Origin of the sequence: Paenarthrobacter nicotinovorans (genome assembly GCF_021919345.1) — a bacterium.
GTDB classification, from domain to species: Bacteria; Actinomycetota; Actinomycetes; order Actinomycetales; family Micrococcaceae; genus Arthrobacter; species Arthrobacter nicotinovorans.
This window is the reverse complement of the sequence record NZ_CP089293.1, coordinates 1,792,700-1,809,680: the sequence shown is the minus strand read 5'-3', so window position 1 is coordinate 1,809,680 and position 16,981 is coordinate 1,792,700. Positions and strand designations below refer to the sequence as shown.

The following is a 16,981-nucleotide window of genomic DNA, read 5'->3' as shown; positions in this document are numbered from 1 at the left end:
GCAGAGGCCGGAGGTTCCAGACGACCTCCAGCCTCTGCCTCGCAGCGGCCGCGGGGCCGCCAGCCGGGCTAGCCGTTCTGGTTGATGCTCAGTATGTTTCCTTCGCTGTCGAGGAACCACGCTGCGGCACTGCCGTCGGGCATGGTCGCCACGCCGTCTTCGGTCTTCAGTCCGGGGAAGTCGTAGTCCTCGAACGTGACTCCTTTGCCGCGCAACTCCTCCACCGTGGCCCTGACGTCACTGACGGTCCAGCCCATTTGGGTGTTCTTCGCCGTCCCCGCATTCGGCGTCTGATACACGAAGAATCCGGTCCCGTCGCCGCACCTGTATTGGAGGTTGTCCTCGGCGTCCGGATTTTCGGGTTCCAGTCCGAGCTTCTCGCTGTAGTAAGCGCGGGCCCGGGCTATGTCCTGTGCCGGGAGAACGGCACCAACCTGCTGATCCTTGAGCATTGTTTTCTCTTTCCGGCTCTCCCCCCGGAACGAACTTTACTCCTGGCTGGTATGGGAAGAAATCGCAATAGGGCAGCATATTTCCTGGCCTGTAACGGGCTGTGGCCGGGATGAGCTTAGACTGGCCGCATGCCGATCATCCCTGATGAAAAGGACTGGACCTGGGTCCTCTCCGAGCCCTGCCCCGAATGTGGTTTCGACCCCTCAACGGTGACTCCTGCAACGGTGCCAGGCACCGTCCTGAACATGCTTCCGCGGTGGCGGGCCGTCCTGCGGCGGGAAGACGCAGCCGTGCGCCCGAACGACCATACGTGGTCGCCCCTGGAATACGCGTGCCACGTCCGCGACGTCTTCAGCCTTTTCGACCAGCGCCTGAACCTGATGCTCGCAGAGGACGACGCCCGTTTCGCCAACTGGGACCAGGACCAGGCCGCGATCGACGGTGAATACGATTCCGCTGATCCCCGTGCCGTGGCTGATGAACTCGAGGCGGAAGGCACCGTGATCGCCGAGTCCTTTGCGCGCGTCGTGGAGGACGACTGGCAGCGCACCGGGACCCGGAGCAACGGTTCAGCTTTTACTGTGCTGACGTTCTCCCAGTACTTCCTGCACGACGTTGTCCATCACCTTCACGACGTGGATGGGTAGCAGTCAGAGCATCTTTTCCCACGTCATGCTGCGGTTCACTGGGGCATAGCCCATGCCCAGGTACAGTTGCAGCGCTCCCGTGGGATTCGCAGAGTCAACGTCCAGGGACGCTATGTCCATCCCTGCCAGGGCGTAGCGGCGCATGGCGTCCGCGAGCAAAGCCTGGGCGATGCCACGGCCCCGGTAGGAGCGTCGGACGCCAAGGAGCTCGGTGTAGCCTTCCTTGAAGCCGCGCTCCACGGCGGACTGGGGATCATGGCTGGTCAGTTGATACCCGGCCACGGCACCCGTGGAACTGTCGATCACTACGGCGCTGAGGTCGTGCCGCCCTGTGGGTTCCTCGATGGTGAAGCGCCACGATTCCTCGTCGCGTGGTTCACTCCCCCAGTGGTCCCGGAAGGCATCGTTGTGGGCCAGGCGCACTGGCTCGAAGAGGGAGGAATCCAGGGTCCGGAGTTCCAGCCCGGCGGGCAACGGCGCATCCGGGATCCGGCCAGCCAACGGTCTGTGCATTTCGTTGAACCAGCGCACGGCACCATAACCGCGCCCCATCAGGAGTTTCGCCTGGTGCTCGTGCTTCTCTTCGGTTTGGACCCGGAGCCGGGGCGGGGTTACAGGATGGCCGGCGGCCGCGTCCGCCTCGAAGCGGCTGCGCGTTTGCTCTTCCTGCCAGAGAAGGACCGCCGAGCCAATGCCACGTTGCTGCCATTCGGGGTCAACACACGCCATCCCGGTTGCTTTGTCGCCGCCGGGGTTCTTGGCGATGCGGCCGTAGGCACGCGGCACGCCCTTGGCGTCCATGCCCAGCAGGGTGTTCGCTTGGGGTGGATTCTTGCCGGACTCCAGGATGTGGACGAGGTCGCCGCGTTTTTCATACCAGACCGGTTGTTCGACGGCGGCCGTCCTGGCGATCAGTCCGGCCCAACCGTCCAGGTCCGCCATGCTGGCAGGGCGCCACTGGAGGCCGGTGACCTCCGGGTCGGGCATGGCATGGCTTGCATCTTTGAAAGGCATGCCCTCAGGTTACTGAGCAGTAGGCCCTCCCACCAGTTCCGCCGCGCCCGGCCTGCGCACCGGTGTTCCTGCGGCGGACAGCTCAAGCCGCGCATCCGAGGGGTCTATGTCATCAGGGTTGTGGGTCACCAGGACCACGGTGACGTCCTTCAGACCCTTGCGAAGCACAGCCATCATTTCCCGCGCAGAGCCTGCGTCCAAATGTGCTGTTGGTTCGTCCAGCAACAGGACGGAGGCGCCCGTCAGCAGTGTCCTGGCCATGGCGAGACGTTGCCGCTCGCCGCCGCTGAGGAATGAACCACCCGGCCCGATGCGCGCATCCAGGCCACCCGGCAGGGCCGCCACTACGGCGTCAAGCCCGACGGCGGCCAGCGCCTTGTACATGTCCGCTTCGCCGGGCTTTTCGGCCGCTGGCCGGCCAAGAAGGAGGTTGCCCCGCACCGTGGAGTCGAAGAGGTGCGCTTCCTGCGGGCACCACGCGGCAGTACCGGTCAGCTTTGCCGTTCCTTCCGTGAGGGGAAGGAAGCCCAGCAGGACCGAGAGCAGTGTGGATTTGCCGGCCCCGGACGGTCCCGTGACGGCCAACCAGCGGCCCGGTGCGGCCACGGCGTCGAGTCCGGAGATGACGGTGGGCCCTCCTGGCCACGCTGCAGCCGCACCGCGCAACTCGAGTCCCTCCCGGCCGGGCCGGTCAGGCAAAGGCAGCGGACCGTCGTCGTGGTTTTCCCGGCCCCGGGGACCGTCCGTTGAGTCCAAAGCGCCGGAGGAGGCCACCTTTCCCAGGACGGCCGCGAGCGCCGGTGCCTGACGCGTCGCGGAGACGATGCCCGCGAAGGGTTCCACCAGAGCCAGCAGCATCAGGACAATGACAGCGGCGAGCTCCGGAGCCACCGTACCCTCGAGCACGGAGGGAGCGCTGAGGGCGCCTGCCCAGAGTGCCGACAAAGAACACGCGAGGACGATCACTGCCTGGCCCAGACCCTCGGCCCATGCGGCGCGCTTGGCCGACACGGTGGCGGCCCGGTCTTTGCCCTCCAGTGATCCGATCACCGTTTCGCTGACGTTGTTGGCACTCAGTTCAGCCCGCGCATCCAGTGCCGCAGCAACTCCCCGGAGCACCACCGAGCGCAGCTGTCGTTCGGCCTGTGCGGCGTTCCGGTCAGCCAGGACAGCCAGGGCAGGAGCAACCACCAGTCCCACCACGGCGGCGATCACCACGGCGGGCAACGCGGCAGGCACGACGATGGCGGTCGCTGCGATGGCCGCGCCGCCAACTCCTACCGCAGTAAGGGGTGGCAGGGCCACCCTGGGCAGGAGGTCGCGGAGTGTATCGACATCGTCCACGATCGATCCCAAAACGTTTCCGCCCTGCAGCAGGCGCCGCAGCGACAACGCCCGCAGGCTCAGGGTTGACCAGAGCGATCCGCGAAGCCGTGTCATGGCCGCGAACACGGCGTCGTGGGTCAGGAGACGTTCGCAGTACCGCAGCACGGCCCGTCCGATGCCGAAGAACCTGACGCCAACGATGGCGCCCAGTAGGTAGAGGATGGGTGGTTGCTGACTGGCCCTGATGATGAGCCAACCGGACAGGCCGGACAGGGCGACGGCGAACAGTGCGGCCAGCACCGCCACGACGCCGGCGGCTGCGAACTTCCAGCGGACGGGTTTGAGGATGCCCGCCAGGAGGCGAACGCTGCCGGCACGCGACCGGTCCGTGACGTTGAACGGCCCGGCACTGCCGAGGGCCACAGCCGGTTCCCGCGCGGTGTCCCGTGCGGTGTCCGTTGCGGTCAAGGCGACCGGCTGCGCGGCGGCCGCGGCGGCTGTCCCGGCAGGTGTTGCCTTGTGTCCGATGGCTACAAGGTGGTCAGCGAGCGCACGGGTGGCGGAGTCGTGGGCCACCAGGATGACGGTGGCCGTGCCGCGAAGCGATTCGATGGCGCGACGGACGGCCGCGGCCGAGTCGTCGTCCAGGTGAGCGGTGGGCTCATCGAGGAGCAGCAGCGTTGCGCCTGCCTCGACGCGGGCCAGACCGCGGGCCAAGGCCACACGGCGCAGTTCGCCCGGGCTTAGTTCAGCCGGGTGCTTCGCTGCCAGGTGTCCGGCGGATGCCCTGCTGAGGATCTTGGCCACCGCTTCGGCAGTGTTGCCTTCGAACCCGTCAAGGTAGAGCTCGATCTCCTTCTGCACGTTGTCGGCTGCCATGACGGGATGCTGCGGAACCCAGGCCACGGCTGCAGGAGCCACCCCCGCCACGGTGCCTGTGACGCGGGCTCCCGGCCCGTTGCCGATGAGTCCCGCCAGCACTCCCAGGACGGTGCTCTTTCCGGCGCCGCTGTCGCCGTCGAGGGCTGTGATGCTCCCCTGCGGGGCAGTGAAGTCGAGCGGTCCGACGGCGGCAGCGGTCCTGCCGCGGTACGTCACCGACAAGTCGCTGACGACGACGTCGGCGGGCTCCGTACGGCGCGTCGCGTCCGTGACGCGTCGGTGCCGGGGAGCTTCCAGTACGGCGTTGGTTGTTTCGAGGGCTGCCCGGCCGTCGTCGCTGGCGTGATGCGCGGTGCCGAGCTCCCGCAGTGGCAAGTAGCAGTCAGGGGCGAGGATCAAGGCCAGGAGGCCCGCTTCCAGGGCCATGTCCCCTGCTACGAGCCGGACACCGATGAATACTGCAACCACGGCTACCGAGATGGTGGCGATGAGTTCAAGGGCAAGCGCGGAGAGAAAAGCAGTGCGGAGCGTGCCCATGGTCCTGCTGCGGTACTGCTCGGAGATGTCTTCCAATGCGGCGCGTTGCTCGCTGGCGCGGCCGAGCCCCACCAATACGGGCAGCCCCTTGGCCAGTTCCAGGATGTGGCCGGAGAGTTTCCGCAGGGTGGTTTGCGCATCCCGGACGCGGTCTTCGGTGTGTCGTCCGATCAACACCATGAACAGGGGCACCAACGGCACAGTCAGGACGATGACCACGGCGCTTACCCAGTCGGCGAAGAGGATCCGCGCTCCGATCAATAAGGGAACCGTGGCGCAATTGACCAAGGCGGGAAGGTACTGGGTGTAGTAGTCGTCCAGCGCATCCAGCCCGCGCGTCGCCAGTATCGCCAGGCCGCCGTTGTTCATTCCTTCAACAGGGGCCGAACCGCCGTCGTCCAGGGACCGCCTGAGCAGCCGCACGCGTAGTTCCTCTTTGACCCCCAGAGCGGCGTGACGTGCCGCAATTCCTTGTCCCCACACGGTCAGTGACCGCAGCACGGCCCCGGCCGCACCCCACAGCAGGTCGCTGTTCCAGTCACCGGAACCCGCTGCGAGACCGGCGAGCATTGCGGCCACAGCCTGCGCCATCAGGACAAGGGACAGCGCTTTGAGCGCGGACATCAGCCCCAGGACGTAGAGCGCCGAGCGGGTGGCCTGTCCGGAAGGAAACACCGGTTTCATGAGGCGGCTATTTTCCCGGTTGCGCGGGGTTGGAGGAGGCGCCTTCCTTGGAAACGAGTACCTTTGCCGCGATGGCGGGGAGGAAGCCGTGTGCCTCAGGAATGTGTGCCGCGCTGACACGCCGCCGGAAGACCCAGTAGGTCCAGGCCTGGTAGGCGATCACCAACGGCAGGCCCACGGCAGCCACAATGCTCATCAAGCCCAGCGTGTAGTCCGAGGAAGAAGCCGTGGAGATGGTCAGGTTGAAGGCGGGATCGATCGTGGAGGGAATAACCACCGGGAAGGCCGCCCCGAAGATTGAGGCGGTGGCGCAGACAATGAATGCACCCAGGGCTCCAAAGGCCCGCCCCTCGGAGCCTGCGCGGGCCAGTGCCCAGGCCAGGACCACTGCGATTACGGCGGCAGCTACCAGGGCCCACGTCCATGGCTTGCCGCTGAGGAACTGGACTGCCACCATCCACCCGAACATCGGCAGAACCGCGGCCGGGACCAACCGCACAAACCAGCGGCGGGCACGGTGCCGCACCTCGCCGTCGGTCTTGAGGGCAAGGAATGCCAGCGCGTGCACCAGGGCGAAGGCCACCACTCCGAAGCCACCCAGCAGCGCGTAGCCGCTGAACCAGGACATCGGGCCGCCCTCCCGGTCTCCGTTGGCGTTCAGGGGCAGGCCCGTAGTGGTGAGCGCAAGTGCTGCACCGATGCCGAAAGCGGCAACGAAGGAGCCGACGGCGATGGCCCAGTCCCAGCGGTTGCGCCAGCGTTCGGAATCGACCTTGCCCCGGTATTCGAAGGCAACGGCCCGGAAAATCAAGGCAACCAGGACTGCCAGGAGCGGCAGGTAGAGGGCGGAGAACAGAGACGCGTACCAGAGCGGGAAGGCGGCGAAGGTAGCGCCGGCTGCGGTCAGCAACCACACCTCGTTTCCGTCCCAGACCGGACCGATGGTGTTCAGCAGGACCCGGCGGTCGGTGTTGTTTCGTGCGAACAGCTTCATGAGCATGCCCACGCCGAGGTCAAAGCCCTCAAGGAAGAGGTAGCCGGTCCACAGGACGGCGATGGCCACGAACCAAATGGTTGGCAACAGTTCCATTGTCAGTTTCCCCTGCTCCTAGTAAGCGAATGCCAGGACGTCGTCGCCGGACTTGTCCGGGGTGTCGTTGTCTTTGCCATCCCCGTTCGGGGACCCGTCCTTGTCTTTGCCATGCCCCAGTTCCGGCATCGCGGAAGCAACGCCACCGCGGACATATTTGACCAGCAGCTTCACTTCCACCACCAGCAGCACCGCGTAGATTGCCGTAAGCACTACCAGCGAAGTCAGGATCTCCCCTGCGCTGACCCCTGGGGACACCGCAGCGGCGGTGAACATGAAGACCTGGTCGATGCCGTTCATGTCCGGATTAGGGGCAACGACGAACGGCTGCCGGCCCATTTCGGTGAAGATCCAGCCTGCGGCGTTGGCGCCAAAGGGCGCCAGGATTCCGAAGACCGCAATCCGCATGAGCCACTTGGACTCCGGGACTACGCCCTTACGCGTTACCCAGAGGGCCAGCAGCGCGGCCAGGGCTGCGACGCCGCCGAATCCGATCATCATGCGGAAGCCCCAGTAGGTCACTTCCATGACGGGAACGTATTGGATTTCCTGTCCGGCGCGGTCGCCGTAGAGCGGGTTGTCCGGCAGATTGGTGCCGTACTTCTCTTTGTACTCGCCGAGCAGGCTGTTGACTCCCTTGACCTCGGTGGTGAAGTCTCCCTTGGCCAGGAAGGAGAGGATGCCCGGCACTTCGATGACGGCCACGACATCTTCACAGTTGGAGGAGCCCACGTTTCCGACGCTCAGTATCGAGAACCCTGTTCCATCGTGGCAGGCCGCTTCCGCTGCAGCCATCTTCATGGGCTGCTGTTCGAACATGAGCTTGCCTTGGAGGTCGCCGGTGAAGGCCGTTCCTGCGAAGGAAATCATGGCCACGACGGCGCCGATGCGCAGGGACTTCATCCAGACTGTGTAGTCGGCTTTGTCCCGCCCGGGGATCTGCGGCGCATCACCGGGAATGATCCGGCCGTCCTTGCCCACGGTGTCGATCCCATCGTGGCGCCGACGCCACAGGTGGTACCAGGCGATTCCCAGGAGGAAGGCTCCGGCGACGGCCAGCGCACCAAACAGGGTGTGGGGCACCGCTACCAGGGCAGTGTTGTTGGTGAAGACGGCCCAGGCGTCGGTCATGACGGGGCGTCCGTCCACCATTTCAACTCCCACGGGGTGCTGCATCCAGGAGTTGGCCACAATGATGAAGTAGGCAGAGAAGACCGAGCCGATGACCGCGATCCACAGGCAGGCGAGGTGGACGCCGCGCTTCAGTTGCTTCCAGCCAAAGATCCAAAGCCCAAGGAACGTGGACTCCACGAAGAATGCCAGCAGCGCTTCGAGAGCGAGGGGCGCCCCGAACACGTCACCGACGAAGCGGCTGTACTCACTCCAGGCCATGCCGAACTGGAATTCCTGGACGATGCCGGTGGCCACGCCCATGATGAAGTTGATCAGGAAGAGCTTTCCCCAGAACTTGGTCATGCGCAGGTACTCGGGCTTGCCCGTGCGGTACCACATTGTCTGGATGATGGCCACGACCAAACCCAGCCCAATGGTGAGGGGCACCATCATGAAGTGGTAAACGGTAGTGATACCGAATTGCCAGCGTGCGATTTCCAAGGCGTCCATGGCTGTCCTTTGTGCGGTGGACCGAAGTACGATGACGTTAGTTCTACATGGCGTAGAAAACTTCTCTTCTACACAGTGTAGAACAAATGCCGGGCAACGAAACCCATTCTTCAAGTGGCATCGGCCACGCGCAAGAGGTCACCGGGCGTGGCGGCGCGCCGACAGTTCTACCTCACGTAGAATCAACGTAGGAAAAGCGGTAGATTTATTGTGGAATGTTGGATCATCGCTCCCTGCGGCAGTAACCCTGCAGCAGGAAGCGGAAGGTAGGGAAGTAACGATGGCAAGTCTTGGGGAACTGGAACGGGCAGTGATGGATCTGCTCTGGGCAGGCCAGGAAGCTGCAACCGCCAATACGCTGCGCGATCTTCTGGCGCAGGACTCGGAGGCCGGCGACGGCACCGCAGGCCATCAAGGCAAAGACCTGGCAGTAACCACCGTCCTGACCGTGCTGTCACGCCTGGAAAAGAAGGGTCTGGTGGAACGCGAGCGGGGAACGCGCCCGCACCGTTACCAGGCAGTCTCCAGCCGCGCCGACCACACTGCAGAACTGATGCACGAAGTCCTGGGCTCCGCTCCGGACCGTGAGGCTGTCCTTGCCCGCTTCATTGGCTCCGTCACCGAAAGTGAAGCCGCTACCCTGCGCAAACTGCTCGGCTACAATTAGCCACTATGTTCTGGACCTCATACCTGCTTGCGGTCCTGGCATTGATTCTGGCGTGGCCGGTTCCCGTCCTGCTGTCGCGCGCACAGTGGCCGGCACGGTCGCCCTTCACCGCCATGGTGCTGTGGCAGGCCATAGCCCTTGCCGGTGGATTGTCGATGATCGGCGCCATGCTGGTCTACGGTCTGGAACCGATTGGCGACAACCTCCTTGCCGGCCTCAGGAGCCTGGCCGGAATGGTGTTCAACAATGAGCCCACCACTGCTTTGGGTTTCTGGCACCTTTTTGCCCTCTCCGCCGCCGCACTCCTGACCGCGCATCTCGTTTTCACCCTGTTGCTGACGTACTACAAGATCGAGCGCCAGCGTCGCCGGCACCGGGAACTTCTCGCGCTGCTGGCATCACCCTCCGACGACGGTCCCGGGACCGTCGTGATCAACCATGAGTCCCCGGTTGCTTACTGCCTGCCCGGCGGCGCCCGTTCGGTCACGGTCCTGTCCGATGGCCTCATGGCCGCACTCGATCCAGCCGAGCTGCGGGCCGTCCTCATCCATGAGAACGCCCATCTTTCCCAGCGGCACGATCTCTTGCTGTGGGCCTTCGCTGCCTGGCGCCAGGCCCTCCCCTGGTTTCCCACAACCCGCCTCGCCCAGACAGCCGTGAACTCCCTGATCGAGATGCTGGCGGACGACGTCGCGCTTCGGACCGAAAGCAAGGGCACGCTCATCAAGGCCATCGCCATCGTAGCCAGCGGCAGCTCCCAGCCGGCCGTCAGCGCCGCCGCGCTGAAGGGTGGTGGCGCCGTCGTCGAGGGCAACGGTGTCAGCGCCACCGGAGGTGCCGATTCACCGCGCACGACGGCGTCACGCGTCAGCCGCCTGCTCTCGCCGCAGCCGCCCCTCACCAAGGGGCTGAGGGTACTGGTCCTTGCTGCCTCGGCGATGCTGCTGGCCGTTCCCACAGCACTGTTGATTGTGCCCGGTCTGCTCGGTTAGCCGGCAGGGATGGGCTCCGCCCACAGTGCCAGCAGCGCAGCTTCCTAAGGACACCACAGCGCCTTGTTACATTTAGGGGCGTGAATCCGGTTACATCTAGGGGCGTGAATCCGTTACATTCAGCGGCGTGAATCCGCCCGAAAAGACCGGCCCTGCGCGCAGATCTCCCTACCAGCGGTGGCCCCTTTATGCTGCGGGCTTCACTACAGCTTTCGGGGCGCATGCTGTTGCCGCAGGTCTTGGCGCCGAAAGCCAGGACATCGGACTGAGCCTTCTCGGACTGGGTATTCTGCTCGCTTTGTATGACGTTGCCGAAGTCTTCCTCAAGCCTGTCTTCGGCGCACTGAGCGACCGCATCGGGCCCAAGCCGGTGATCGTGGGCGGGCTTCTGGCCTTCGCCGCCGCGTCTTTGGCGGGTCTTTGGGCTGAACAACCCGGCATGCTCGCCGCGGCCAGGCTCGGTCAAGGCGTGGCAGCATCGGCCTTTTCACCGGCTTCCTCCGCCAGTGTCGCCCGGCTCGCGGGCAACAATACCGGCCGCTATTTTGGGCGTTACGGCTCCTGGAAAGGCCTCGGCTACGCCCTGGGGCCGCTATTGGGCGCCTTTGCCATCCTGGCGGGCGGTTTCGGGCTCCTGTTCTCCGTCCTGTCCGGCGTAGCCCTTGTGGTGGCCGTATGGGTCCTCATCTCCATGCCGCGTTTGGAACCATTGCCCAGGACCCGGTACACCCTGGCGGACGTGTGGCGGCAGAGCACCGGGAAGACGTTCCTGGGCTCCACACTGGTGCTCGCAGCGGCCACAGGGGCGCTCGGGGCTGCTGTTGGCTTCCTTCCGGCCCTTGCCGCCAGGGACGGACTGGGCACTGCCGGGAGCGTCGCCGTCGTGACTGTCCTGGCCCTTGCGTCCTCCGCAGTCCAGCCACGTATTGGCGCCCTGCGGGATCGCGGCATACTTACCGACAGGCCGGGGATGATCGCCGGACTGTCATGCATCGCCGTGGGGATCCTGATCGCGGCCACCTTGCCAGGGGCACTCTGGATCTACGCTGCGGCCTTGCTCATTGGAGTCGGGATTGGCGTGGCGACGCCGCTAGCGGTCGCCCATCTTGCAGATTCCACACCCAAGGCCAGGCTCGGCCGGACCATGGGCTCGGCCGAGCTCGGGCGGGAACTCGGCGACGCCGGGGGTCCGTTACTGGTGGGTAGTATCGCCGTTGCCGCAGGGCTGCCCTGGGGGCTGGGTGCGCTTGCAGTTCTGGTGGGAGCGGCAGCGTTCGCCGCCCCCGCCGCTGCCGCCAGCCACGCATCGTCCACCCGGGAGCCACGGTGATCCCCTGGTGGGGCTAAGCGTCGATACGCTCCCGGTCCAAGGTTGCTGCGCCGGCGATGATGAATTCCTTGCGTGGTGCCACATCCGAGCCCATCAGCAGGTCGAAGACTTCTTCCGCCCGCTGCGCACTGTCAATACCGACTTTCCGCAAGGTCCTGTGCCGGGGATCCATGGTGGTCTCCGCCAACTGCTGGGCGTCCATCTCGCCAAGGCCCTTGTAGCGCTGGATCGGTTCTTTATACCGTTTCCCTTCCTTGACCAGCTTCGCGAGGAGCACGTGAAGCTCGGCTTCGGAGTAGGTATAGATCATCTCGTTGGCCTTCTGGCCCGGGTTGATGACTTCCACGCGGTGCAGCGGCGGGACTGCGGCGAACACCCGGCCGGCTTCGACCATGGGCCGCATGTACCGGAAGAACAGCGTCAGCAGCAGAGTACGTATGTGGGCACCGTCAACGTCGGCATCCGTCATGAGGATGACTTTGCCATAGCGCGCCGCATCAAGGTCGAAGCTTCGGCCGGAACCGGCGCCCACCACCTGGATCAGGGCAGCGCACTCAGCGTTGGACAACATGTCGCCCACCGACGCCTTTTGGACATTCAGGATCTTTCCACGAATCGGCAGCAGCGCCTGGAAATCCGAGGACCGCGCAAGCTTCGCTGTACCGAGCGCGGAGTCACCCTCCACAATGAACAATTCCGACCGCGCCACATCATCCGTGCGGCAATCAGCCAGTTTGGTGGGCATCGACGAAGTCTCCAGCGCGTTTTTGCGGCGCTGGGTCTCCTTGTGGACGCGGGCTGAGATGCGCGATTTCATCTCGCTGACCATCTTCTCCAGCAGGAGGGCCGACTGTGCCTTGTCATTGCGGTTGGCCGAGTTCAAGCGTGCGGTGATTTCCTTTTCAACCACCTTGGCAACGATCGCCCGAACCGCTGAAGTTCCAAGAATCTCCTTGGTCTGCCCTTCGAACTGCGGCTCAGCCAGGCGAACAGTCAGGACGGTCGTCAAACCGGCAAGAATGTCGTCCTTCTCGATCTTGTCGTTGCCCGCTTTGAGCTTGCGGGCGTTGGTTTCCACGGCCTTGCGAAAAGTCTTCAGGAGGGCAGCTTCAAAGCCCGACTGATGCGTGCCGCCCTTAGGTGTTGCAATTATGTTGACGTAGCTGCGCATGGTGGTTTCATAGCCGATCCCCCAACGCAGTGCGATATCGACTTCGCAGTCACGTTCCACTTCGGCGATCTTGCTGTGCCCGTTCTCATCCAAAACAGGAACGGTTTCCTTGAATTTTCCGGATCCGTGCAGCCGCCACACGTCGGTAACGCCGGAGTCGGCTGCCAGGAATTCAACGAATTCACTGATACCGCCGTCGTGGTGGAACACTTCCTCGTGGACCCCGTGCTCACCGGGGGTGCCGGCGAGCTTTCGTTCGTCGCGGACCGTGATCCGCAAGCCGGGCACGAGGAAGGACGTCTGGCGGGCGCGGGCCACCAGATCGTCGTAGGAGAACTTCGCGTCGGGGGTGAAAATCTGGCGGTCCGCCCAGTAGCGCACACGGGTTCCCGTGACGCCCCGCTTGGCCTTGCCGACAACGTCCAGTACCGAATTCTCAACGAATGGTTCGAACGGCGAATCAGGTCCGGTCTTGGAGCCGGCATCGAGGAAGCGGCCAGGTTCACCCCGGCGGAAGGACATCTGGTAGGTCTTGCTACCGCGGTCCACCTGGACATCGAGGCGGCTGGACAGTGCATTGACCACGGAAGCGCCCACGCCATGCAGGCCACCGGACGCCGTGTAGGAGCCGCCGCCGAATTTGCCGCCCGCGTGCAGCTTGGTAAAGACGACTTCGACGCCGGACAGGCCGGTTTTGGGCTCGACGTCCACGGGAATGCCACGGCCGTCATCATGGATTTCCACTGAGTTGTCCGCGTGCAGGATCACCTTGATGTCGTGCCCAAAGCCGGCCAGGGCTTCGTCCACGGCGTTGTCGATGATTTCCCACAGGCAGTGCATGAGGCCACGTGAGTCGGTGGAACCGATGTACATGCCCGGGCGCTTGCGGACCGCTTCCAGGCCCTCCAGGACAGACAAATGCCGGGCGTTGTATTCAGAACTCGGTGCCACGTGGGGGTGTGCTCCTTCGGGGGTATAACTCAGGGTGCTTCCCAGCCGTATGTCGCTGGTATTTCGCTGGTAATTCAAGGCAAACACTGCCCATACTAGGCTAGCCGCCGTGGCCCTTAGGTACTGGTTGCCACTCCCGGCGTCCGATGATCCGCATCGTTACGTTACGCACATGTGATACGCGGACAGCGAAAGTGACCCATCCTTGCCATGGATCTGCGTCGAATGCTGGTTATATGGATGTACAGAACTACTAAGGAGGCCGACATGACAACAGCAGTTGCAGACCGCACACTGAACGCCGCTGACCGGTGCGATCGTTGCGGAGCCCAGGCGTATGTCCGCGTTGTACTCGAGTCCTCCGGTGGTGAGCTGCTCTTCTGCGGCCACCACGCACGTGCAGTTGAAGCCACGCTCCGGCCCATGACTTCCGACTGGCATGATGAGACCGAGCGCCTCAATGAGAAGGCACCCGTACCCGTCGACTAACGTACACGTCGACTGGACAATGCAACCGGCAAGAGTCCGGAACCACATCGAGCCAAAGGACCCCTCCCCACCGGGAGGGGTCCTTTTTGCTGTATTCGTCTGCTTCCACAGGGCGCTGCTTAATGCCGGTTCCGCCGTGGATTGATGTCCGGGCGGTCAACAAGAAAGCGGCCCAGCCGGATAACCGACTGGGCCGCTTTGGTGCTGACGCACTTGCTTGGAATTTTAGTCCAGGTAGTCCCGCAGGACCTGCGAGCGGGACGGGTGCCGCAGCTTGGACATGGTCTTGGATTCGATCTGGCGGATGCGCTCACGCGTCACTCCGTAGACCTTGCCGATTTCGTCTAAAGTCTTCGGCTGGCCATCAGTGAGGCCGAAGCGCATGGCGACCACGCCTGCTTCACGCTCTGACAAGGTGTCCAAAACTGAGTGCAACTGCTCCTGCAGGAGCGTGAAGCTCACTGCGTCAGCCGGAACAACTGCTTCGGAGTCCTCGATCAGGTCACCGAACTCGGAGTCGCCGTCCTCGCCCAACGGGGTGTGGAGCGAGATGGGTTCGCGACCGTACTTCTGGACCTCGACGACCTTTTCGGGTGTCATGTCCAGTTCCAGTGCCAGCTCCTCGGGCGTGGGCTCGCGGCCCAGGTCCTGAAGCATCTGGCGCTGAACGCGGGCCAGCTTGTTGATGACTTCGACCATGTGCACCGGAATACGAATGGTGCGGGCCTGGTCAGCCATGGCACGGGTAATTGCCTGGCGGATCCACCACGTGGCGTAAGTGGAGAACTTGAAGCCCTTGGTGTAGTCGAACTTCTCCACGGCGCGGATAAGGCCCAGGTTGCCTTCCTGGATCAGGTCCAGGAACAGCATGCCTCGTCCGGTGTAACGCTTCGCGAGCGATACAACCAGGCGAAGGTTGGCCTCGAGCAGGTGGTTCTTTGCACGCTTGCCATCGTGGATGACGAACTCGAGCTCGCGCTTGAGCTTGGGATCCATGGACCCGTCATCCGCGTTGATCTTTTCCTCAGCGAAGAGCCCGGCCTCGATGCGGAGGGCCAGATCGACTTCCTGTTCGGCGTTCAGCAAGGCCACCTTGCCGATTTGCTTCAGGTAGTCCTTGACGGGGTCTGCGGTTGCACCAGCTGACATGACCTGCTGTACAGGTGCGTCGTCATCATCGGCATCCGAGTAGACAAAGCCTGAGCCGGACGGGGCAGCCTTGTCTTTGGCGGCAGTCGCGCCGTCCTCGGTGTCGTCGTCTCCGACTTCGACTTCCTCCGCTGCTGCGGGGTCGAAGTCTTCGTCCTCGGCGCTGGGCTCCTCGGCGTCGGTGGCGGAGGAGCTGTTCGCTGCTTCGGCAGCGGCCTTCGCACCGGGCTTGGGTCCACGCTTCTTCGGGGCAGGCTTGTCAGAGTCGCCCTCTGAAGCCTTGTTGGCAGCACGTGTCGCAGCGCGCTTTGCCGATGTGGCCGCCTTCTTTTCCTCAGCGGACAATTCGGCCTGGGCGGCGGGTTCCTTCTCGACGGAAGACGGGGTCACAGAAAACCTTTCTAGCGGCGGTCTGTGGAATCACCATACGGGCAACACCACTATGACCCTGTCAAGTCCGCGATCAACTTCAAATGCGATCACCGCCTGCAGAGTCTTTGATTACAACTACCGGCGACACTGGATTGTTCCCGTCTCCGGGCCCATCCAGGCATTCAAACGCGGACCCAACCGGGTCTCGGCATCCATTGTCTCACGGTTTTGCGAAACGTACGCCTGTTGAGTGCCAAGGAAACTAGGCAGGTGCATTGCCCGGCCCCTTCCATGCGGAGTCGGGGCGGCGCGCCCACCCACACAGAACGCCCTCCCCCAGAATCTCCATGAGCAGCTCGGCCAAGCGGTAGCCTGGCTGGGCGTCTCCGGCCCGGCTCAGGCAGGCGTGTGCGAGGGAGCCGTTGCCCCTGCACCAGAAAATCCACCCTTGCAGGGTCAGCGCAGCGGCTGCCACTTCTCCCAGCTCGCCCTCGATGGTCAGTAGGGCAAGGGCCTGTTGCAGCACGTCGAGGTCGCTCCAGCAGGGCACCTCCGGATGCATGCCCAACAGGACATCGCCGTAGGTGTAAACGTCGGCGGACTCCCCGGATCCTGCAGTACGGGCGGCCCCCGACTGGTTTTCGGTGGTTGGCCCGACATCGGGCACGCCCAGTTCCCGAGAATCAAAAGGTGGGCTGTCCAGCCCATCCTCGACGAAGAGTCCGAATTCTTCAGCGCCGGACTTTGCAGCATCCGTGCCGGCTGCGGCCATCACCACCACCGCGTCCCGCCACGCCGTCACTTTCAGCGTGGTCCTAAGAAATCCGATGAGCGTCGCATCAGCGGCCGGGTCCAGGGGAGCATTCCGGAGGGCCCTGGTCATGACGTACCGCCACACAGCAAGGACAGCATCGAAGCAGGCCTCGCTGCGCCAGCTGCCAAGTATCTGTCGACCGAATTGCACCTCCGCTTCCGATACCCGGGATCCGTGCGGGCCGGACAAGGCGAGTCCCAGCCCTTCAAAGCCTTTTCGTGGGGACGGTCCGATGGCATTCCCCTGGTACACCAATTCCGCACTGAGCCGGCTTTCCTTGATCCGTTCAACGGCGAACCCGGGAAGCGGGCAACAGCCTTCATCGACGCAGTAGGCTCCCCGCCAGTATTCGGCACCCACCAGCCAAGCGTCACGCACTGAGAGATCGACGCAGTCGAGGCTGGCCCTGAGGGCATCGAGCAAGGGCGTCATCCGGCCAACCACTGAGCCGTCCTGCCAACCGCCATCGGTATACACGGCGAGGACCACGCCATTGGCAGCCTCATCGGCAATCAGATACTGGCGCACATGTTCAGCGAAACGGGCAATGGCTGCGTGGGAGGACAACACCGGCAGGTCTACCCGGAGGGTTGCGCCCAGGAGCTTTCCCTGCATCGTGATGGCCACGAGGCTGTCCTCGGGCCAATAGCCCAGCATGTGGGGTATGTAGCCAAGGATGTCTTCGGGCTGGTGGATATTAAGAGTTTTGTTGGTGGTCATGCCTCAAGCCTGCGCACCGGCTAAGACAAGGAACAGGCACAAACCCAGCTATGTGGAAAAGCCGTCAGGG

Annotated in this window: 13 protein-coding genes; 5 read left to right on the top strand and 8 right to left on the bottom strand. The window is 63.9% G+C overall.

Annotated features, from left to right (window positions below):
• Positions 1-68: 68 nt before the first annotated feature.
• Positions 69-452, bottom strand: coding sequence for a VOC family protein (locus tag JMY29_RS08400; RefSeq protein WP_189075722.1), 384 nt, complete (start codon positions 450-452; stop codon positions 69-71).
• Between the two features lie 129 nt (positions 453-581).
• On the opposite strand from JMY29_RS08400, the gene JMY29_RS08395 reads away from it, so the two are divergent.
• Positions 582-1,100 carry a DinB family protein gene (locus JMY29_RS08395; RefSeq protein ID WP_018778696.1) on the top strand — a complete coding sequence of 173 codons (519 nt, stop codon included), beginning with the start codon at positions 582-584 and terminating at the stop codon, positions 1,098-1,100.
• A 3-nt stretch (positions 1,101-1,103) separates the two neighbouring features.
• Here the strand turns inward: JMY29_RS08395 and JMY29_RS08390 are convergent, their stop codons facing one another.
• The 4 genes from JMY29_RS08390 to JMY29_RS08375 are packed head-to-tail and all read right to left on the bottom strand — an operon-like array spanning position 1,104 to position 8,256.
• Complete coding sequence (locus tag JMY29_RS08390) at positions 1,104-2,114, bottom strand: GNAT family N-acetyltransferase (protein ID WP_189075723.1); 1,011 nt, start codon at positions 2,112-2,114, stop codon at positions 1,104-1,106.
• A 9-nt stretch (positions 2,115-2,123) separates the two neighbouring features.
• Positions 2,124-5,543, bottom strand: coding sequence for a thiol reductant ABC exporter subunit CydD (gene cydD / locus JMY29_RS08385; protein ID WP_189075724.1), 3,420 nt, complete (start codon positions 5,541-5,543; stop codon positions 2,124-2,126).
• Positions 5,544-5,550: 7 nt separating this feature from the next.
• The gene (gene cydB / locus JMY29_RS08380) at positions 5,551-6,633 is read right to left on the bottom strand and encodes a cytochrome d ubiquinol oxidase subunit II (protein WP_039240777.1); all 1,083 of its coding nucleotides are present in this window, start codon (positions 6,631-6,633) and stop codon (positions 5,551-5,553) included.
• 18 nt (positions 6,634-6,651) lie between these two features.
• Entirely contained in the window at positions 6,652-8,256 is a 1,605-nt protein-coding gene (locus tag JMY29_RS08375; protein ID WP_018778700.1) for a cytochrome ubiquinol oxidase subunit I, read from the bottom strand.
• Positions 8,257-8,536: 280 nt separating this feature from the next.
• Here JMY29_RS08375 and JMY29_RS08370 point away from each other — a divergent pair, with 280 nt between their 5' ends.
• From JMY29_RS08370 to JMY29_RS08360, 3 genes are all read left to right on the top strand, one after another.
• The gene (locus tag JMY29_RS08370; RefSeq protein WP_011774471.1) at positions 8,537-8,923 is read left to right on the top strand and encodes a BlaI/MecI/CopY family transcriptional regulator; all 387 of its coding nucleotides are present in this window, start codon (positions 8,537-8,539) and stop codon (positions 8,921-8,923) included.
• Positions 8,924-8,928: 5 nt separating this feature from the next.
• Positions 8,929-9,915: a M56 family metallopeptidase gene (locus JMY29_RS08365; protein WP_039240773.1), complete on the top strand. Its 987-nt coding sequence runs from the start codon at positions 8,929-8,931 to the stop codon at positions 9,913-9,915.
• A 127-nt stretch (positions 9,916-10,042) separates the two neighbouring features.
• A complete protein-coding gene (locus tag JMY29_RS08360; RefSeq protein ID WP_189075725.1) occupies positions 10,043-11,245 on the top strand; it encodes an MFS transporter in 1,203 nt (400 codons plus the stop codon).
• A 13-nt stretch (positions 11,246-11,258) separates the two neighbouring features.
• On the opposite strand, the gene JMY29_RS08355 is transcribed toward JMY29_RS08360, so the two are convergent.
• The gene (locus JMY29_RS08355) at positions 11,259-13,367 is read right to left on the bottom strand and encodes a DNA gyrase/topoisomerase IV subunit B (RefSeq protein WP_189075726.1); all 2,109 of its coding nucleotides are present in this window, start codon (positions 13,365-13,367) and stop codon (positions 11,259-11,261) included.
• A 267-nt stretch (positions 13,368-13,634) separates the two neighbouring features.
• Between JMY29_RS08355 and JMY29_RS08350 the strand changes: the two genes are divergently transcribed.
• Positions 13,635-13,856 (top strand): DUF7455 domain-containing protein, encoded by a 222-nt coding sequence (locus JMY29_RS08350; protein WP_018778705.1) that lies wholly within the window; start codon positions 13,635-13,637, stop codon positions 13,854-13,856.
• 225 nt (positions 13,857-14,081) lie between these two features.
• Here JMY29_RS08350 and JMY29_RS08345 read toward each other — a convergent pair whose 3' ends face one another.
• Together JMY29_RS08345 and JMY29_RS08340 are read right to left on the bottom strand one after the other, a co-directional pair.
• Positions 14,082-15,395 carry an RNA polymerase sigma factor gene (locus tag JMY29_RS08345; RefSeq protein ID WP_018778706.1) on the bottom strand — a complete coding sequence of 438 codons (1,314 nt, stop codon included), beginning with the start codon at positions 15,393-15,395 and terminating at the stop codon, positions 14,082-14,084.
• A gap of 244 nt (positions 15,396-15,639) precedes the next feature.
• Complete coding sequence (locus JMY29_RS08340; RefSeq protein ID WP_189075727.1) at positions 15,640-16,911, bottom strand: DUF4192 domain-containing protein; 1,272 nt, start codon at positions 16,909-16,911, stop codon at positions 15,640-15,642.
• Positions 16,912-16,981 lie beyond the last annotated feature (70 nt).